Here is an 18,393-nt window from a genome sequence, read left to right as displayed (position 1 = left end):
GATCATGGCGACACGACCAATCAGCCCGCAGGATCATGAGCGCATCGCAACCGCGATCCGCGCCGCCGAGGAGAAGACCGACGGCGAAATCTACTGCGTCGTGGCGCACGCCAGCGATGGGTATTTCTTCCCGGCTGCCTTCATGGCGACAGTATGCATGCTGATCGTCAGTCTGGCCGTCGGCTATGGACTGGAAGCCTGGTGGCTGTCGATCCGGCTGCCGCATTTTGTCCTTGCCCAGCTTCTGGCGCTTGCCAGCGTGCTGGCGATGTTGTGGGCGATGCCCGGCCTGCGCATCCATCTGGTGCCAAGGCGGCTGCGCTACCAGGCCGCGCACGCTAACGCGGTCAAGCAGTTCCTCGCCCGCAACGTCCACCGCACCACGGCGCGCACCGGGGTGTTGATCTTCGTCTCGATCGCAGAACGCTATGCCGAAGTGGTCGCCGATTCGGGCATCGACGCCAAGGTCGGCCAGCCTGTCTGGGATGGCGTCGTGCGCGACCTTACCGCGCATGCCAGCGACGACCGCCTTGCCGACGGCTTCGTCAAGGCCATCGAGCAGGTGGGGGCGGTTCTTGCCGAGCATTTCCCGGTCACGTTGGGCGACAGCAACGAGTTGGACGATCATCTCGTAGAGATTTGAGCCCTTTCCACAGAGACATTGAAGGCCTCACCAAGGCGATGATCGCCTGTGAGAAAGCCTGCGGCGGGCCGCCCGGACTCTTGCAATCGGGCGATGCGGGTTTATGGTTAACAAATCATGAATACGCTGACGATCGACATCAGGAAGGCCGACCCGCGCGATGCCAGTGCCATCGCCGAGGTGCATCTGGAGGCATGGCGCGGTGCCTATTCCGGCATTATTCCGCACCGCACCCTGACATCGATGATCAACCGACGCGGCGCCGACTGGTGGGCGAATGCGATTCGCCGCGCCGCCACAGTTCTGGTCGTGGAGATCGGCGGCAAGGTCGCCGGCTATGCGACGATCGGCAAGAACCGCGCCCGAGAGCTCAAGCAGCAAGGCGAAATCTACGAATTGTACCTGCGCCCGGAATATCAGGGCATCGGGCTCGGCAGTCGCCTGTTCGCGGCAGCCAGGGCCCGTCTGGCCGATCACGGGCTGAAAGGCATGGTGGTTTGGGCGTTGGAAGACAACCAGAACGCGCTCGCCTTCTATGCCAGCGCCGGCGGACGCGATGTCGCCGAAGGCGTCGAGATCTTCGAGCAGAAGGCGCTGAAGAAGGTCGCTTTCGTCTGGGAATGACACCTCGGCCTTTCCGGCCGTCCGCGTGTTCCGATCGGATCCTAGGCACCATTCGCCGCATTGCACCATGGCGCGCCGCCCGCTATCGATCTTTTATCGAGAGAGGGACAAAGCCATGCGCATAGAAGCCATCGCCAGTGGAAAGAATCCGCCTGAGGACGTCAACGTCATCATCGAGGTGCCGATCGGCGGCGAGCCGATCAAGTATGAGATGGACAAGGAGGCCGGCACGCTGTTCGTCGACCGCTTCCTGCACACCTCGATGCGCTACCCCGGCAATTACGGCTTCGTGCCGCACACGCTGTCGGGCGACGGCGATCCGATCGACGTGCTGGTCTGCAACACGCGCGCGCTGGTGCCGGGCTGCGTCATCAACGTGCGGCCGATCGGCGTGCTGATCATGGAAGACAATGCCGGCCAGGACGAGAAGATCATCGCCGTGCCGTCACCGAAGCTGACGCTGCGTTACGAGAACGTCACCGAATACACCCAGCTGCCCGACATCACCCGCCAGCAGGTGCAGCACTTCTTCGAGCACTACAAGGATCTCGAGCCCGGCAAATGGGTCAAGATCGAAGGCTGGCACGATTCCAAATATGCCAGGAAGATGATCGTCGACGCGATCGAGCGGGCCAAGGCGAGCAAGTAACCGCGCTTCGTCATCCTCGGGCTTGGCCCGAGGATCGATGCCGTGAAGCTAGCCGAACTTCGCGGCGGAACAGATTCCGCGGATCGTGTCGTTGCGCTCCTTGCCCCGCCCGTGGATGACGAAGCTACGGGCGCGATGGCCAATTCCCACCGTGTCAGTTGTCGACCCGGCCGAAAGCCGGCACGTTGCCGATGACGGTGTGCCTGTCCTTGCCGCAGGCGAAGGTTCGCGCCTTGTCGTCGGCAAGCTTGCGCGCCTGATCGTTGGCGGCGGGGTTGCCGGTGGCCAGCACCAGGCCGATCGTGCAGCCGTCGCGGGCCTCCATCTGGCCGACTTTGGCGACGAGCAACACTTCGGTCGACTTTTTTTCGTCATCCGGGTTGCTGATCGTGCGGCGATGGATGACGGCAAAGGGCACTGCGGTCTCGCCCTTGGTCTCGACGCGCCATTCGATCTTGGCTCCGGATGAATTGAAACCGGAAAAGCTCTCCCAGACGGTCGTCATGTCGCCACCGGGCGGAAAACCGTAGAACAGCGATTCACGAGCATCGTCATAGGCAATCAGCACAGGATAGCCGCGGTAGCCCGAACAGGCGAGGTCGGCCCAGTCGCCGTCGCCTTCCTCGGCCTGCGCGTAAGTCACGCAGTCCTTCTTCGAGTCGAGATCGGTGTAGGCGCTTGCAATGCCGTCGGCGTGTGCGGCCTGGCAGAAGCCCGCGAGAGTGAGCAGAATCAGCAGGCTGCGCATCGCGGACACTCCGTTGCAGGCCATCGCAGCGTAGCGCCAAATGCTATTTCTTCAAGCTGGCTTCAATCAGCAGATCGGCGTTGCGGGCGACCGCTTTTGCCGGACCGCCGAGCCCGAACAACTGACCGCTGATATAGGCGCCCTCGATCAGGAGCAGCAGGCCGTCGCCGAGCGTGTCAGGGTCTTGGGCGCCCATCGCAACCGCCATGGCGCGCAGGCGGCGGCGCAGTTCCTGCTTGTTGGCCTCGCTGACCACGCGGGCCGGATGGCTGTGATCGGGATATTCGACCGCCGCATTGGTCATGCCGCAGCCGCGATAGTCCGCCACTTGCGTTCGCTTGCCGATGCGGGTCAGGAAGGCCTTGATCTGCGCGCGCGGGTCGCCGGGATGAGCGGCGACAGCCTCATCGAAACGCTCCCAGTATTCACGGTCGTATTGCCTGAGATAGGAAGCGGCCAGTTCATCCTTGGAGGGGAAGCTGCGATAGAGGCTGGGCTTGGTGACGCCGGCGCGTTTGACGATCTCGTCGACGCCGATCGCCCTTATGCCGCGCCGGTAGAACAGATCATAGGCGACATCGAGAATCTTCTTGGCGGCTTTCGGCGGCGCCGATGCATGATCGTCGCTGATGGTCAGATCAATATTTTTGTCCGTTGGCATCGTGTGACTCGATTGACAATGTTACCGATCGGTACGTATACCTGTTCCCACCCTGCAACGTACCGGTCAGTAACATGATAACTCAATCTCGTCCCTTTGGCCAGCGCTACGCCTTCGTCGTGGTTGGCATCATCTTTCTCTGCCTGCTGGTCGCGGCCGGCCTGCGGTCCGCACCCGCCGTCATGATGCTGCCGCTGGAGAACGGCTTTGGCTGGCGGCGAGACGTCATCTCGCTGGCTGCTGGTGTCGGCATCCTGCTTTACGGTCTCACCGGTCCGTTTGCCGCAGCGCTGATGGAGCGCATCGGGCTGCGCCGCACGCTGCTCGCCTCCCTGATGGTGATGTCGGGCTCCACCGCGCTCAGCCTGCTTATGACCAAGCCCTGGCATCTGTTCATCACCTGGGGCGTGTTCTCGGGCATTGGTTCCGGCGCTGTCGCCAGCGTGCTCGGCGCCACCATCGTCAATCGATGGTTCAAGACCAATCGCGGCCTTGTCATGGGATTGATGTCGGCCTCAAGCGCCTCCGGCATGCTGGTGTTCCTGCCGATGATCGCCGCGCTGGCGCAGTCGGGTGGCTGGCAGCCGGTCGTCATTGCGGTGGCGATCGCCACCGCGGCCCTGATACCGCTGGTCTGGCTGCTGGTGCCGGAGCGGCCGGCCTCGATCGGCATGGTGCGCTACGGCGCCGAGGCCAACGACGTGCCGCCGGCTCCGCCCGCGTCACAGGGCAACTTCCTCGCGCATACGTTCTCGACGCTGCGTCGCGCCGCCGGCACGAGGGTGTTCTGGTATCTGTTCGCCACCTTCTTCGTCTGCGGCTTCACCACCAACGGGCTGGTCGGCACGCATCTGATCGCGTTCTGCGGCGACATGGGCATCGGCGAGGTGCAGGCTGCCGGCCTGCTGTCGATGATGGGCATTTTCGACCTGATCGGCACGACACTGTCGGGCTGGCTTACCGACCGCTACGACCCGCGCAAGCTGCTTGGCGTCTATTACGGCATTCGTGGCCTGTCGCTGATCTATCTGCCCTATTCCGGCTTCTCGGCGACCAGCCTGATCATCTTCGCCGTGCTCTACGGCCTCGACTGGATCGCCACCGTGCCGCCGACGCTGAGGCTCGCCAACGAGGCGTTCGGCGATCGCAGCGGACCGATCGTGTTCGGCTGGATCGTCGCCGGCCACCAGATCGGCGCGGCCACCGCCGCCGCTTTCGGCGGCACCATGCGCGAGCTGCAAGGCAATTACGAACTGGCCTTCCTGATTGCCGGCATGACGGCGATTGCCGCGGCGTGCATCTCGCTGCTGATCAACACCAGCCGGCCGGCGCTTGATCCGGAGCCGCAGGCGGCTTAGCCGCGACGGCGGAGCGCTAATCTCCCCCCTTGAGGGGGAGATGGCCGCGAAGCGGCCAGAGGGGGTCGGTCCGACCGGGCTCTGCCTCCTGGTGCAGATGGAGGTCGGCGCTCTATGCGCGGCGACCGCCTCTGTCGCCTTCGGCGACATCTCCCCCTCGAGGGGGGAGATCACCCTGTTCACTGTTATCAAACCTTCATCATCCCGAGATGCGCCTGAAACATTGACGCTGGATCCTGGTGGCACCGTTCAAGCCATCCAGGAAACAGCCATGAACAAGCTTTCGATGACCCGCCGCGCCTTCGTCACGTCCGCCAGCGCCGTTGGCCTGGCCGGCGTTTCGAGCCTGGCACTGCCATACTATTCGCGCGCCAATCAGCGGCCGGCCTTCACACATGGCGTCCAGTCGGGCGATGTCGACGCCACCAGCGGCATGGTTTGGACGCGCACCGACCGCCCGTCGCGCGTCATGTTCGAGGTGTCGTCGACGGAGAATTTCACCAATGCGACGCGCCTGGCACCGCTCGATACGTCGCCGGCCAGCGATTACACCGTCAAACGGCTGCTCACCGACCTCGCTTCAGACCAGGACATCTTCTACCGCATGACATCAGCCGATCTCGCCGACATCAACGCCGTTTCGGAGCCGATCACCGGTCGCTTCAGGACGGCGCCGGCCTCGAAGCGAGACATCCGCTTTGCCTGGTCGGGCGACACGGCCGGCCAGGGCTGGGGCATCGACGAGACCGGCATGAAGACCTACGCCACGATCGGCAGGCACACGCCCGATTTCTTCCTGCACTCGGGCGACACCATCTATGCCGACGGCGCCATGAAGGACGAGGTCGACCTGCCCGGCGGCGGCAAGTGGAAGAACGTCGTGCTGATCGACGGCAAGCGCAAGGTCGCCGAAACGCTGGACGAATACCGGGACCAGTGGAAATACAACATGATGGACCGGAACGTGCTCGGGTTGAGCGCCATCTGCCCGACCTTCTACCAATGGGACGACCACGAAGTTCTAAACAACTGGTCGGATTCGAAGAATCTCAGCGCCGACAATCGCTATACGGAGAAATCCATTCACGTGCTGGCGGCCCGCGCGGCGCGCGCCTTCCATGAGATGACGACGATCCGCTATGAACCCTCCGAGCCCGGCCGCGTTTATCGCAAGATCGCTTACGGGCCTCTGCTCGACGTGTTCTTCCTCGACATGCGGTCCTATCGCGGCCCCAACGGTCCGGACATGCAAGATGAGATGACGCCGCAATCGCGCATTCTCGGCGAACAGCAGACGAAATGGCTAAAGCGCGAGCTGGCGAGTTCGAAGGCGACCTGGAAAATCATCGCCGCCGATATGCCGCTCGGCCTCGTCGTCTGGGATGACGGCACCAAGAAGGTCGGCGCCGAAGCGGTCAGCAATGGCGATAATGGCTTGCCAAAGGGACGCGAGCTCGAGATCGCCGACCTGCTGCGCTTCATCAAGAACGCCGGCATCAGCAACACAGTCTGGCTGACCGCCGACGTGCATTACACGGCCGCCCACCACTACAACCCGGACAAGGCGCAGTTCCAGGATTTCAATCCGTTCTGGGAATTCGTCTCGGGCCCGATCCACGCCGGCACGTTCGGCCCCAACGATTTTGACATGACATTCGGGCCGGAGCTGAAGTTCATCAAGGCGCCGACTGCCGAACAGGGTCAGAACCTGCCGCCATCGGCGGGCCTGCAATTCTTCGGGCTGGTCGATATTTCAGGCGCCAGCGAGCAGATGACGGTGCGGCTAATGGACCGCGACGACAACGAACTCTTCAAGGTAACGCTCGACCCAGTACGGTCGGCATAAACGCACTATTCACCCTCCCCCTTGTGGGTCCGTTGTGGGGAGGGTCGGCGCGGCGGCTTCGCAAAGCGAAGCTGCCGAGACGGGGCGGGGGTGAAGCGCCCTCTTAGTCCGGGTAGCAGACCATTGGAATGTTCGGCCAGACGGCGCTGTCGCATTTGGCGGTGTCCTGCCTCTGCTTGAAGGAGGCGCTGACCGGGCCGGTCACCATCGGGTCGACCCCGTCGGGTGCGTCGGCGAAGACCTGCTCGGCTGTCTGCGTGCCGGACTGCGCAACGGGGCGCGTCTCGCGCAGCGTCGCAGCCGACTGCGCGGCGTTGGCGGCCAGCAGGATTGCAAAGGCTGCGGATGCGATGAGCGGCCAAAATCGGTTGAGTTTGTCGGTCATGATGCTCGAACTGCCCGGGCCCGGAAAGGTTCCCGCCTTGGTTAACAGAATCATCTCACACGCAGATGCTTAAGATTTGATGAGTATTTGGTGGCGCGCCTCCTCTTTCGCAACTGCGAAAAACCCTGTATGAGCCGCGCAACCGAAAGAGGCAGCGCCTTTTGGCCTGCTGCCTGCAACGCTTCCGAGACCAGAACATGAAAATCCGTAATATCGCGATCATCGCGCACGTCGACCATGGAAAAACCACCCTCGTCGACCAATTGCTCCGCCAATCCGGCTCCTTCCGGGACAACCAGCGCGTCGCCGAACGCGCCATGGATTCCAACGACCTCGAAAAGGAACGCGGCATCACCATCCTGGCCAAGGCGACCTCGGTCGATTGGAAGGACACCCGCATCAATATCGTCGACACCCCCGGCCACGCCGATTTTGGCGGCGAGGTCGAACGCATCCTGTCGATGGTGGACTCAGCCATCGTGCTGGTCGACGCTGCCGAGGGGCCGATGCCGCAGACCAAGTTCGTCGTCGGCAAGGCGCTCAAGGTCGGCCTGAAGCCGATCGTCGTCATCAACAAGATCGACCGCCCGGACGCCCGCCATGTCGAAGTGGTCAACGAGGTGTTCGACCTCTTCGCAGCACTCGACGCCACCGATGAGCAGCTCGACTTCCCGATTCTGTACGGTTCAGGCCGCGACGGCTGGGTTTCCGAAAATCCGGAAGGACCGAAGGACCAGCAGTTGGCGCCGCTGTTCGACCTCGTCATCAAGCATGTGCCGGCGCCGACCGTGCATCCCGGCCCGTTCCGCATGATCGGCACCATCCTGGAAGCCAATCCGTTCCTCGGCCGTATCATCACCGGCCGCATCGAATCAGGCACGTTGAAGTCCAACCAGCCGGTCAAGGTCCTGCACCATGACGGCACGCTGGTCGAAACCGGCCGTATTTCCAAGATCCTCGCCTTCCGCGGCCTCGAACGCCAGCCGATCGAAGAGGCCCAAGCGGGCGACATCGTTGCCATTGCCGGCCTTTCGAAAGGCACCGTCGCCGACACGTTCTGCGATCCGGCGGTGAGCGAGCCGCTGCATGCGCAGCCGATCGATCCGCCGACCGTGACCATGTCCTTCCTCGTCAACGACAGTCCGCTGGCCGGCACCGAAGGCGACAAGGTCACCAGCCGCGTTATCCGCGACCGCCTGCTGCGCGAGGCCGAAGGCAATGTCGCGCTGAAGATCGAGGAATCGCCCGACAAGGATTCGTTCTTCGTCTCCGGCCGCGGCGAATTGCAGCTGGCCGTGCTGATCGAGACGATGCGCCGCGAGGGTTTCGAGATCGCCGTGTCGCGTCCGCGCGTCGTCATGCAGAAGGGCGAGAACGGAGAGTTGCAGGAACCCATCGAGGAAGTCGTTATCGACGTCGACGAGGAGCATGCCGGCATCGTCGTGCAGAAGATGTCGGAGCGCAAGGCCGAGATGGTCGAGCTGCGCCCGTCCGGCGGCAATCGCCAGCGCATCGTCTTCCACGCGCCGACGCGCGGCCTGATCGGATACCAGTCGGAACTGCTGACCGACACGCGCGGCACGGCCGTGATGAACCGGCTGTTCCATGCCTACGAGCCCTACAAGGGCGAACTGCCGGGGCGTACCAACGGCGTTCTGATCTCCAACGAGCAGGGCGAGGCGGTGGCCTACGCCATGTGGAACCTGGAAGACCGCGGCCCGATGGTCATCGACCCGGGCGTCAAGGTCTATCAGGGCATGATCATCGGCATCCACAGCCGCGACAACGATCTCGAAGTGAACGTGCTCAAGGGCAAGAAGCTGACCAATATCCGCGCCGCCGGCAAGGATGAGGCGGTGAAGCTGACCCCGCCGATCCGCATGACGCTGGAACGCGCGCTGGCCTGGATCCAGGACGACGAGCTGGTCGAAGTGACGCCGAAGACGATCCGGCTGCGCAAGCTCTATCTCGACCCGAACGAGCGCAAGCGTTTCGAGAAGTCGGCCAAGGCGGTCGGCGCGGCATAAGCTTCTCTATTTCCAAAAGGTTGAGAGGGGCGGAGCAAACCAATGCTCCGTCCCTCTTTCGTTCATCCACCGGCCGCCTCCATAATGTCGTCCTGGTCGACCTCACCGGCCAGATCTATGCGGATGGTCGTTCCCTGGCGGGCCGGCTTGCGCAAGGCTTTGGCACCGTCCGGATGAACGACCAACAATCGTCGCTCTTCCAGCGCTTGAAGCCGTGATCGCGAGATGCCGAGTTCGCCGGCGAGCAGCCGATCGAGTCGCAGGGACGTCGGTATTTCGAGGCCAAGCTGGAGCTCCAGCGCGGTTGCCGTCTCCCTTGTGCCGCCAAGCCTGTGCTTGTGAACGGCGACATCGGGAAATTCATCGAGGCGCCCGATCCGGTTTCGCAGTGCGACGACATCGAAGGCATGGCGGCGGGCCAGCCACGGATCGTTGCTTTCGAGCGCCTGCAGCAAAGCAGGCTCGATGTCGCGGCGGTTGCAACGCTCGAAAATGCCGAAATTCCAGGAATTGTCGCAGTCAATGCAGCGGTAGATCAGCCAGACATCGATGCGCTTGCCGTTGGCGTTGACGCGGAATTTTCCGCTGCTGCAATAGGCTTTCACAGTGCCGCAGCGATTGCAGTTGATGAGCGGTCGTGGTGCGATTTTGGGCGTGATCACCCAATGGATGCGTAAGGAGCCAGACATGCCGATGAGCCCTTCCCGTCGGGAAGTTCATCAGGCCGGCGATGTCGAGATGCCCATGCGGGCACGGCGTGGCGGTAGGCTGCGGTTTTTGGAAATCAGGTGTCACGGGCAAGAGCCGCGCGACGCGGTTCAGCAGTGCCAAACCGGTCTCGAACCGCCGCCCTAAGGAACACGTGAACATGAAAACAGACACCGCGAATGCAGCGTCATGCAGTGTGTCGGGGGAGTTGACGAGACCGGCGGTTACGTAGGCAAAGTGAAGCTCAAAATTGTTTCGCGGCGGCCTTTCTAGCCGCGAGATTCCGGGCGGACAAGCGTGATCTTGTCGGCCCTACCGCAGCTGGGCCGCTTGCGCTAATGTTAGATATCGAAGGCTTTCAACCAAAGACCCCGTCCATGCACCTCACATCGCTCCTGATCTTCGCCGCCGCTTTGTTCGTCGCCGCTGGCTCGCCTGGTCCATCGATCGCGGCGCTCGTCGCGCGCGTCATCTCGAAAGGCTTTCGCGACGTGTTCCCGTTCCTGCTTGCGATGTGGATCGGCGAGGGCATCTGGCTGTCGCTGGCAGTATTCGGGCTGGCTGTGGTGGCGCAGACATTCCATTTTGCCTTTGTTGTCGTGAAATGGGTCGGCGTCGCCTATCTCGCCTACCTTGCCTGGAAGATGTGGACTGCACCTGTCGATGGGAAAGAGGGCGAGATGCCGCGCGAGGATTCTCCGGCAAAGCTGTTCTTCGCCGGGATGGCGGTGACGCTCGGCAATCCCAAGATCATGATGTTCTACCTGGCGCTGCTGCCGACCATCATCGACCTCGCTTCGGTCAGCGTCGTCGGCTGGGTCGAGCTGACGGCGACCATGGCCGTGGTGCTGGTCGCCATCGATCTGGCCTGGGTGCTCGCCGCGTCACAGGCGCGCAAGCTCCTCAGGAGCAGGCGCGCCATGAAGATCGCCAACCGCATCAGTGCCACGACGATGGCCGGCGCGGCTGCGGCGATCGCGGCGCGGTCGTAACCCGTCACATCATCTCGATGATCGGCGCGATCTCGACGCTGAAGGCCGGGTTCATCAGGATCGGGCAATCCTTGGCCTTGGCTACGGCATCGTCGATGTCTTTCGCTTCGACGATGGTGTAGCCGGCGGTCGGATTGCTGCCGCCATTGTTCTCGACCTTGCCGCCGGGTAGCACCATCTTCGACATGCCGACCGGATTGCCGCCGTCGACCACGGCCGAGCCGAGCTTGCCGTACCAGCCGTTCCAGGCGTCCATTGCTGCTTTCCGTTCGGCCTCTTCGGTCGGCATCTTCCCGGAGCCGTGATAGACGTAGAGAAATTTCGCCATGTTCTCCTCCTTGATCAGCGGCATCGAACCGACATGCGGCCATGCCGCCTGCCGATCATCGGACCAAACCGGCAAACAAGCAACGAGAATGCGAAACAGCTAATATAAGGCCTGTCGGGCTCCAGCCACCAGGTCACCGCGCCATGGCGTGATATTCGTCGTTTGGCCGCATATCGATCGCCGCCGCCACCCGGTTCGACATGTTGAAGAAGGCAGCGGTCGAGGCGATGTCCCAGATGTCGCGATCGGTGAAGCCGGCCTTGCGCAGTGCTACCCGATCGGCCTCGACAATCTTCGCCGGCTCCTCGGTCAACTTGACGGCGAATTCGAGCATTGCGGTCTGCTTGGGCGAAAGATCGGCGGCGCGGAAATTCATCACCATCATCTCGCCGAGCGCCGGGTCGCCGGACAGCTGGCGTACCGCCGCGCCATGCGCGGTCAGGCAATAGTAACAATGATTTATCGAAGAGACGGCGACCGCGATCATCTCCCGCTCCAGCTTCGACAGGCCGGAGTCTGCGAGCATCAGGTCGTTGTACATGTCGGTGAAAGCACGCAGCTTCTTGTCGTCGAAGGCGTAGGCGCGCAGCACGTTGGGAACGAGGCCGAGCTTCTCCTCGCATTTGGCGAAATAGGTTTTTGTCGCCTCGCTCAGTTCTCCCAGGCCAAGGTCAAGCGCGGTGATTTTGCCGGTCATGGGTCATTTCTCCTCCGTTGGACGGCGTCTTGTTGCCGAATTCCGATATTTCTTTGCAAGCCGTCAAACCTTTGTCGCCAAACAGCGGTCATCTGCTACCATAGTCGTAAAAGCATTGACGGGAGGGAAGTGCCTCATGGCCAGCGTGAAATCCGCGAGCAAGCCGAAGAAAAAAACCACGGCAGCGACAAAAGCGGAGGAAAGGCCAGCCAGGCTTGCCGACTATCTGCTCGGCCGCGCGCCGGCTGAAGATCTTGCCGCTTATGAAATGGCCGATCTCGAACGCGCCGCCGATCTCGCCGGCCAGGCAATAGCAGTTCACAAAAAAGGCGAGTGCGTCATCGCGGTCGATGCCGATTCCGGCGTTGTCCGCGACGCCCGCCCGGTGACCGTCATCACGGTCGTCAACGACAATATGCCGTTCCTGTTCGATTCCATCCTTGGCGAAGTCACCGAGACATCAGGCGAACCGATGCTGGTCACCCATCCGGTCATCGTGGTTCGTCACGGCAAAAACGGAGTGGACGAAATCCTCGGCGACGGCAATTTCGCCAAGGATGACGGCAGCCACGACCGGCTGAGCGTCATTCATGTCCACATACCGCGGCTGACCGCGGAGCAGGCGAGCGGATTGACCGAGCGGTTGCGCAAGACGCTCGGCCAGGTTCATGCCGCTGTCCACGACTGGAGACCGATGCTGGCCCGCCTCGATCAGGCGATTTCCGAATTCCGCTATTCGGCGGTGCCGCTCGACAAGAAGAGCGTTGCCGAGGCGATCGCTTTCCTAGAGTGGCTGCGCGACGACAATTTCACCTTCCTCGGCATGCGCGAGTTCAAATACACCGGCGGCGAGGAAAGCGGCACGCTGGAGCGCGCCGACAAACCCGGCCTCGGCATCCTCGCCGATCCCGATGTGCTGGTGCTCAGGCGCGGTACCGAAGCCGTGACGACAACGCCTGAGATCCGCGCCTTCCTGCATGGGCCGGAGCCGCTGATCGTCACCAAGGCCAATGCCAAGTCATCCGTGCATCGCCGCATCTATCTCGATTACATTGGCGTCAAGACCTACACAGCCAAAGGCACGCTGGCGGGCGAATTGCGCATCGTCGGCCTGTTCACCTCGACCGCCTACACGCGCTCGGTGATGAAGATCCCCTACCTGCGATCCAAAGCCGAAACCATCATCGCCAAGTCAGGCTTCGACCGCCACGACCACTCCGGCAAGGCGCTGATCAATGTGCTGGAAAGCTATCCGCGTGACGAGTTGTTCCAGGTGCCGGTGCCGATCCTGAGGAAGCACGCCGTCGCCATTCTCGGCCTCGTCGAGCGACCGCGCGTGCGGGCGCTGGTGCGCGCGGACCAGTTCGACCGCTTCGTCTCAATCCTCGTCTTCGTGCCGCGCGACCGCTACGACAGCGTGGTGCGCGAGAAGATCGGCCTCTATCTGAAAACTGTGTTCGAAGGCCGGCTGTCTGCCTATTACCCGGCCTTCCCAGAAGGCGGGCTGGCGCGCGTGCACTTTATCATCGGCCGTTCCGGCGGCAAGACGCCAAAGGTCGAGCAAGCGACGATCGAAGCCGCGATCCGCGACATCGTGCGCACCTGGGAAGATGCACTTTCAGATGCGGCGGAGGCCAATGGCGCCGACCAGACGTTGAAGGCAATTGCCGCGCGGCTGCCGGAAAGCTACCGCGATTCGTTTAGCGCCGCGGTAGCGCTGGCCGATGCCGGGCGGATTGCCAAAATCAGCGCCGGCAATCCGATTGCCATCGACTACTATCGCCATGGCGAGCAGAAGCCGCACCAGGCAGCGCTGAAGATCTATCACCACGGCAGCCCGGTGGCGCTGTCGCGGCGGGTGCCGGTGCTGGAAAACATCGGCTTCCGCGTCATCAGCGAACGCACCTTCGAGGTCGGCGACGGCCAGTCCGGCCAGATCAGCGATGATCACCCCGGCCGGGTCTTCATCCATGACATGGAGCTGGAGAACAGCTACGGCAAACCGATCGATCTGACCGATGGCGGGGCGCTGTTCGTGGACGCGTTCTTGTCCGTCTGGCGCGGCGACGTCGACAATGACGGCTACAATGGCCTTGCCCAGACCGCAGGCCTGTGGTCGGGCGAGATCACCGTGCTGCGCGCCTATGGCCGCTACCTCCAGCAGGTCGGCATTCCGCAAAGCCAGGATTTCATCGCCGCCGCGCTCAATCGCTATCCCGATATCGCGCGCGGCCTGCATGCGCTGTTCATCGCCAGGCTTGGCCCGACAGCCGAGACCGAGGGCGTGGTGGCGGCAAAGCACCTCAAGGCCAAGATCAAGGATGCGCTGGAAGACGTTCCCAACATCGACGACGACACCATTATCCGGCGCTATCTCAATCTGATCGAAGCCTCGCTGCGCACCAATCATTTCGTCGCCGATACGAAAGAGAAAGGCCAGTCGCTGGCGATCAAGCTCGATTCGTATGCGGTGGACGGATTGCCGGCGCCGCGGCCGTGGCGGGAGATCTTCGTCTACGGTTCCGAAGTCGAGGGCCTGCATCTGCGCTTCGGCCCGGTGGCGCGCGGCGGCCTGCGTTGGTCGGACCGCGCCCAGGACTACCGCACCGAGGTGCTCGGCCTCGTCAAGGCGCAGCAGGTCAAGAACGCCGTCATCGTGCCTGTCGGCGCCAAAGGCGGCTTCTACCCGAAGAAGCTGCCGATGACCGCCGGCCGTGACGCGATCTTCGAGGCTGGCACCTCGGCCTACAAGAACTTCGTCTCCAGCCTGCTGTCGATCACCGACAATATCGGGCTCGAGGGTGTCATCCCGCCGGCCGGCGTCGTGCGCCGCGATCCGGACGATCCGTATTTCGTCGTTGCCGCCGACAAGGGCACGGCGACCTTCTCCGATACCGCCAACGCCATCAGCGAAAAGCACGGTTTCTGGCTCGACGACGCCTTCGCCAGCGGCGGCTCGGCCGGCTACGACCACAAGAAGATGGGCATCACCGCCAAGGGCGCATGGGAAGCCGTCAAGCGGCATTTCCGTGAGATCAACCGCGATATCCAGACCTCGCCTTTCACTGTCGTCGGTGTCGGTGACATGTCGGGCGACGTGTTCGGCAACGGCATGCTGTTGTCGCCGAAGACCCGGTTGATTGCTGCCTTCGACCATCGCGACATCTTCATAGATCCCGATCCGGACATGGCGGCGTCGATGTCCGAGCGCGAGCGCATGTTCGCTCTCCCCCGCTCGAGCTGGCAGGACTACGACAAGACCAAACTGTCGGAAGGCGGCATCATCGTCTCGCGCAACCAGAAGTCGATCACCTTGCCGGCGGCAGCGGCAGCAGCGATCGGCCTCGGCAAGACGACCGCCACGCCGGTCGAGATCATGACCGCCATCCTGAAGGCGCCGGTCGACCTTCTGTGGTTCGGCGGCATCGGCACATATTTGCGGGCTTCGAACGAGACCAATGCCGAGGTCGGCGACCGCGCCAATGATACCATCCGCATCACCGCGCTGGACGTGCGCGCCAAGGTGATCGGCGAGGGCGCCAATCTCGGCGTCACGCAGCGCGCGCGCATCGAGTTCGGCATGAATGGCGGCCGCTGCAATTCCGACGCCATCGACAATTCCGGCGGCGTCAACTGCTCCGACGTCGAGGTCAACATCAAGATCGCGCTGGCGTCCGCCATGCGCAAGGGATCGTTGACGCGCTCGGCACGCAACAAGCTGCTGGCCGAGATGACCGACGAGGTCGGCTCACTTGTCCTGTCCAACAACTACCAGCAGACGCTGGCGCTTTCGATCGCCCGCAAGCGCGGCCTCGCCGACATCGCGCATCAGAGCCGTTTCATGACGGCACTGGAGGCGCGCGGCCTGCTCGACCGCGCCGTCGAGACGCTGCCGTCGCCGGCGGCGCTTGCCGATCGCGAAGCGCGCGGCGAACCGCTGACCAGGGCCGAGCTCGGCGTGCTGCTCGCCTATGCCAAGATCGTGCTGTTTTCCGACATCGTCGCCAGCGACGTGCCGGACGACGCGCATTTCGACCGCGACCTGATGGGCTATTTCCCGGATCGCATGGCGAAGAAATATGCCGCCGAAATCCACGGCCACCGGCTGCGCCGCGAGATCATTACACGGGTCGTCGTCAACGATCTGGTCAATCGCGGCGGCCCTTCCTTCGTCAACCGGCTGCAGGAAGCCACGGGGCGCACTGCCGCCGACGTGGTGCGCACCTTCGCGGTGGTGCGCGACGGCTTTGCCTTGCCGGCGCTCTATCGCGAGATCGACGCGCTCGACAACCAGATCGATGGCCAGGTGCAGCTCGATCTCTATCAGATGGTCAGCCGGCTGATCTATGTGACCAGCGGCTGGTATCTGAAGAACGATGCCAGCACGGCAGCCCTTGGCCAGCGCATCGCCGAACTGCTGGAAGCCCGCAAGGCACTGGAGCCCAAGCTCGTTTCGCTGCTGCCGGCCTTCTCGCGCGAGCGGATCGAGGAGAAGCGGCACGGGCTGTTCAAGAGCGGCGCGCCGGAAAGACTGGCCGCGCAGCTGGCGCTGAGCGAGGTGGCGGAACTCATCCCCGATATTGCGTTGACGGCGCGCACCGCCGGCGCCGACATCGTCGCGGCGGCCACGGCATTCTTCGCCGTCAGCGATGCCTTCCGCATCCCGCGTGTCGAGGACGCGGCACGCTCGATCACGCCCTCGGACTATTACGACCAGCTGGCCCTTTCGCGCGCCACCGACACGATAGGTGCCGCGCGGCGCGGCATCGCGGTGGCGGCACTCACCGGTCATGCCAAGGCAGCCGATCCGGTGGCCGCCTGGCTGGAGGCCGGCGGCGAGCGGGTGGCGCGCATCCGCGAGCGGCTGCAGGCGCTGACCGAAGGCGGCGACATCACCGTGTCGCGGCTGTCCGTCGCTTCCGGGTTGATGAGCGATTTGACGGGGATGTGAGTTGGTTTGTTTTCATCCGGCCGTCGTCACCTTCTCCCCGCATAGCGACGAGGGAAGGGATATGGCCTCAATGCTGGCACCTATCTCGCGACGCCGGCTGAGCCATGAGAGCGGTGCAATGCTTGATGTTTACATGAATGCTGGAAAAATGCAGGCATGGCGCCCGATACGGGCACGGCCGGGGGGATCATCATGGCGGTAGAGGCAGTGCAGCGTGCGTCTGGACGTGGTATCTGGGGATGGATGCTGTTCGACTGGGCCGCGCAGCCGTTCTTCACGGTCATCACCACCTTCATCTTCGGGCCGTACTTCGTCTCGCGCATGGCGAGCGATCCGGAAACCGGCCAGGCGGCCTGGGGTTACGGCATCGCCGCGGCGGGCCTGGTCATCGCCGTGCTGTCGCCGATCCTAGGCTCGATCGCCGATCAGACCGGCCCACGCAAGCCGTGGATTGCGTTCTTCGCCGCGGTCAAGGTCACCAGCCTTAGCCTGCTTTGGTTCGCGGCTCCCGGTTCGAACCTTTTCCTGGTCGTGTTCTTGTTCTCGCTGGCGTCGGTCGCGGCCGAGTTTTCGACCGTGTTCAACGATTCGATGATGCCGCGCCTGGTGCCGAAGAGCGAGATCGGCCGGATCTCCAACATGGCCTGGGGAATTGGTTATCTCGGCGGCATGATCGCGCTGATCTTCGTCGTCGCCTGCTTGGCCGGTTCGCCGGAGACGGGCAAGACGATCATCGGCATCGACCCGCTGTTCGGGCTCGACCCGAAGCTCGGCGAAGACGCCCGCGCCACCGGGCCGCTGTCGGCCGGCTGGTACTTCCTGTTCATCCTGCCAATGTTCTTTTTCACGCCCGACGCCCTCAAGGGGCTGCCGATCGGCCCGGCGGTGCGAGAGGGGTTGGCTGAGTTGAAAGCAACACTGAGCGAGGTGCGCAAGCGCAGCGGTATCTTCCGCTTCCTTGTCGCCCGCATGATCTATCAGGACGGCGTCAACGCTCTGCTGGCGCTGGGTGGTACGTTTGCGGCTGCAATGTTCCATTGGTCGATCACCGAGATCGGCATTTTCGGCATCATTCTCAATGTCGTCGCCATCTTCGGCTGCCTGGTTGCGGCGCGTCTCGACACGGCGCTTGGCTCAAAAGCCATCGTGATGATCTCACTGGTCCTGCTCGGCATCGCCACGATCGGCATCGTCTCGACCGGACCGGGCTATACTTTGTTCGGCCTCTGGATGATGCCCGGGCCAGACAGTGGCGGACTGTTCGGTACGGCGGCGGAAAAGGCCTACATCTTCTTTGGCCTGTTGATTGGCGTGGCTTTCGGGCCGGTGCAGGCGTCGTCGCGTTCCTACATGGCGCGCAGCGTTACCGCCGCCGAATCCGGCCGCTATTTCGGCATTTATGCGCTGGCGGGCCGGGCGACCAGCTTCCTGGCGCCATTCATGGTCGCGTCCGTCACCTTGGCCAGTGGCTCGGCGCGCCTCGGCATGGCGGTCATCGCGCTGTTCCTTGGGCTCGGCATGGCGATCCTGATCAAGACGCCTTATCCGGCGGACCGGCCGGCGGAGTGAGTTTACCCTCCCCCTTGTGGGGAGGGTCGGTGAGCGATTTTTGCGAAGCAAAATTCGTGAGACGGGGGGGGCGGTGCCGCACCCCCACCCCGCTCCGCTTCGCGGATCGACCCTCCCCCCTCGAGGGCAGGGGAATCGCACATGAGTACAAAGGGACTCTTGTGTGGTGTGCGGAAATCGATTCTGAAAGGACCTCTGGATGATCGG

Annotated in this window: 15 protein-coding genes; 9 read left to right on the top strand and 6 right to left on the bottom strand. The window is 63.1% G+C overall.

The features are described 5' to 3' along the window. The first annotated feature begins 4 nt into the window (after nt 1–4). From NKJ01_RS28720 to ppa, 3 genes are all read left to right on the top strand, one after another. Nucleotides 5–643 (top strand): TPM domain-containing protein, encoded by a 639-nt coding sequence (locus tag NKJ01_RS28720; protein WP_352606267.1) that lies wholly within the window; start codon nt 5–7, stop codon nt 641–643. A 117-nt stretch (nt 644–760) separates the two neighbouring features. Further along, nucleotides 761–1,267: a GNAT family N-acetyltransferase gene (locus NKJ01_RS28715; protein ID WP_023760854.1), complete on the top strand. Its 507-nt coding sequence runs from the start codon at nt 761–763 to the stop codon at nt 1,265–1,267. Between the two features lie 115 nt (nt 1,268–1,382). Further along, the gene (gene ppa, locus NKJ01_RS28710) at nt 1,383–1,916 is read left to right on the top strand and encodes an inorganic diphosphatase (RefSeq protein ID WP_023760853.1); all 534 of its coding nucleotides are present in this window, start codon (nt 1,383–1,385) and stop codon (nt 1,914–1,916) included. A 154-nt stretch (nt 1,917–2,070) separates the two neighbouring features. Here the strand turns inward: ppa and NKJ01_RS28705 are convergent, their stop codons facing one another. Then, on the bottom strand, nt 2,071–2,664 hold the full coding sequence (locus NKJ01_RS28705; protein ID WP_023760852.1) for a hypothetical protein: 594 nt from the start codon (nt 2,662–2,664) through the stop codon (nt 2,071–2,073). Between the two features lie 43 nt (nt 2,665–2,707). After that, complete coding sequence (locus tag NKJ01_RS28700; RefSeq protein ID WP_352733233.1) at nt 2,708–3,325, bottom strand: TetR/AcrR family transcriptional regulator; 618 nt, start codon at nt 3,323–3,325, stop codon at nt 2,708–2,710. A gap of 74 nt (nt 3,326–3,399) precedes the next feature. Between NKJ01_RS28700 and NKJ01_RS28695 the strand changes: the two genes are divergently transcribed. Together NKJ01_RS28695 and NKJ01_RS28690 are read left to right on the top strand one after the other, a co-directional pair. After that, nucleotides 3,400–4,683 (top strand): MFS transporter, encoded by a 1,284-nt coding sequence (locus NKJ01_RS28695; RefSeq protein WP_352733230.1) that lies wholly within the window; start codon nt 3,400–3,402, stop codon nt 4,681–4,683. Nucleotides 4,684–4,954: 271 nt separating this feature from the next. Further along, nucleotides 4,955–6,529, top strand: a complete 1,575-nt coding sequence (locus NKJ01_RS28690; protein WP_352733228.1) for an alkaline phosphatase D family protein — start codon at nt 4,955–4,957, stop codon at nt 6,527–6,529. A gap of 103 nt (nt 6,530–6,632) precedes the next feature. On the opposite strand, the gene NKJ01_RS28685 is transcribed toward NKJ01_RS28690, so the two are convergent. Next, the gene (locus NKJ01_RS28685; protein WP_352733225.1) at nt 6,633–6,914 is read right to left on the bottom strand and encodes a hypothetical protein; all 282 of its coding nucleotides are present in this window, start codon (nt 6,912–6,914) and stop codon (nt 6,633–6,635) included. Nucleotides 6,915–7,111: 197 nt separating this feature from the next. Between NKJ01_RS28685 and typA the strand changes: the two genes are divergently transcribed. Further along, on the top strand, nt 7,112–8,941 hold the full coding sequence (gene typA / locus NKJ01_RS28680; protein ID WP_352487331.1) for a translational GTPase TypA: 1,830 nt from the start codon (nt 7,112–7,114) through the stop codon (nt 8,939–8,941). A gap of 62 nt (nt 8,942–9,003) precedes the next feature. Here the strand turns inward: typA and NKJ01_RS28675 are convergent, their stop codons facing one another. After that, complete coding sequence (locus tag NKJ01_RS28675; RefSeq protein WP_352733223.1) at nt 9,004–9,630, bottom strand: DUF1062 domain-containing protein; 627 nt, start codon at nt 9,628–9,630, stop codon at nt 9,004–9,006. A 396-nt stretch (nt 9,631–10,026) separates the two neighbouring features. Here NKJ01_RS28675 and NKJ01_RS28670 point away from each other — a divergent pair, with 396 nt between their 5' ends. Next, nucleotides 10,027–10,641 carry a LysE family translocator gene (locus NKJ01_RS28670; RefSeq protein WP_352733220.1) on the top strand — a complete coding sequence of 205 codons (615 nt, stop codon included), beginning with the start codon at nt 10,027–10,029 and terminating at the stop codon, nt 10,639–10,641. 4 nt (nt 10,642–10,645) lie between these two features. On the opposite strand, the gene NKJ01_RS28665 is transcribed toward NKJ01_RS28670, so the two are convergent. Beyond that, the gene (locus tag NKJ01_RS28665) at nt 10,646–10,969 is read right to left on the bottom strand and encodes a YciI family protein (RefSeq protein ID WP_352733218.1); all 324 of its coding nucleotides are present in this window, start codon (nt 10,967–10,969) and stop codon (nt 10,646–10,648) included. Between the two features lie 133 nt (nt 10,970–11,102). Next, on the bottom strand, nt 11,103–11,666 hold the full coding sequence (locus NKJ01_RS28660; RefSeq protein WP_352733215.1) for a peroxidase-related enzyme: 564 nt from the start codon (nt 11,664–11,666) through the stop codon (nt 11,103–11,105). Nucleotides 11,667–11,802: 136 nt separating this feature from the next. Here NKJ01_RS28660 and NKJ01_RS28655 point away from each other — a divergent pair, with 136 nt between their 5' ends. Both NKJ01_RS28655 and NKJ01_RS28650 read left to right on the top strand, forming a co-directional pair. After that, nucleotides 11,803–16,617, top strand: a complete 4,815-nt coding sequence (locus NKJ01_RS28655; protein WP_352733213.1) for an NAD-glutamate dehydrogenase — start codon at nt 11,803–11,805, stop codon at nt 16,615–16,617. A gap of 192 nt (nt 16,618–16,809) precedes the next feature. After that, entirely contained in the window at nt 16,810–18,186 is a 1,377-nt protein-coding gene (locus NKJ01_RS28650; protein ID WP_352733287.1) for an MFS transporter, read from the top strand. The last annotated feature ends 207 nt before the right edge of the window (nt 18,187–18,393 follow it).

The organism is Mesorhizobium sp. M0276 (assembly GCF_040321755.1).
GTDB lineage: Bacteria > Pseudomonadota > Alphaproteobacteria > Rhizobiales > Rhizobiaceae > Mesorhizobium.
Note: the sequence above shows the minus strand (reverse complement) of the source record. Positions and strands in the feature narration are given on the sequence as shown.

Coding starts and splice junctions, on each gene's coding strand:
- NKJ01_RS28720 (WP_352606267.1), top strand. CDS start 5: ATGGCGACACGACCAATCAGCCCGCAGGATCATGAGCGCATCGCAACC.
- NKJ01_RS28715 (WP_023760854.1), top strand. CDS start 761: ATGAATACGCTGACGATCGACATCAGGAAGGCCGACCCGCGCGATGCC.
- ppa (WP_023760853.1), top strand. CDS start 1,383: ATGCGCATAGAAGCCATCGCCAGTGGAAAGAATCCGCCTGAGGACGTC.
- NKJ01_RS28705 (WP_023760852.1), bottom strand. CDS start 2,664: ATGCGCAGCCTGCTGATTCTGCTCACTCTCGCGGGCTTCTGCCAGGCC.
- NKJ01_RS28700 (WP_352733233.1), bottom strand. CDS start 3,325: ATGCCAACGGACAAAAATATTGATCTGACCATCAGCGACGATCATGCA.
- NKJ01_RS28695 (WP_352733230.1), top strand. CDS start 3,400: ATGATAACTCAATCTCGTCCCTTTGGCCAGCGCTACGCCTTCGTCGTG.
- NKJ01_RS28690 (WP_352733228.1), top strand. CDS start 4,955: ATGAACAAGCTTTCGATGACCCGCCGCGCCTTCGTCACGTCCGCCAGC.
- NKJ01_RS28685 (WP_352733225.1), bottom strand. CDS start 6,914: ATGACCGACAAACTCAACCGATTTTGGCCGCTCATCGCATCCGCAGCC.
- typA (WP_352487331.1), top strand. CDS start 7,112: ATGAAAATCCGTAATATCGCGATCATCGCGCACGTCGACCATGGAAAA.
- NKJ01_RS28675 (WP_352733223.1), bottom strand. CDS start 9,630: ATGTCTGGCTCCTTACGCATCCATTGGGTGATCACGCCCAAAATCGCA.
- NKJ01_RS28670 (WP_352733220.1), top strand. CDS start 10,027: ATGCACCTCACATCGCTCCTGATCTTCGCCGCCGCTTTGTTCGTCGCC.
- NKJ01_RS28665 (WP_352733218.1), bottom strand. CDS start 10,969: ATGGCGAAATTTCTCTACGTCTATCACGGCTCCGGGAAGATGCCGACC.
- NKJ01_RS28660 (WP_352733215.1), bottom strand. CDS start 11,666: ATGACCGGCAAAATCACCGCGCTTGACCTTGGCCTGGGAGAACTGAGC.
- NKJ01_RS28655 (WP_352733213.1), top strand. CDS start 11,803: ATGGCCAGCGTGAAATCCGCGAGCAAGCCGAAGAAAAAAACCACGGCA.
- NKJ01_RS28650 (WP_352733287.1), top strand. CDS start 16,810: ATGGCGGTAGAGGCAGTGCAGCGTGCGTCTGGACGTGGTATCTGGGGA.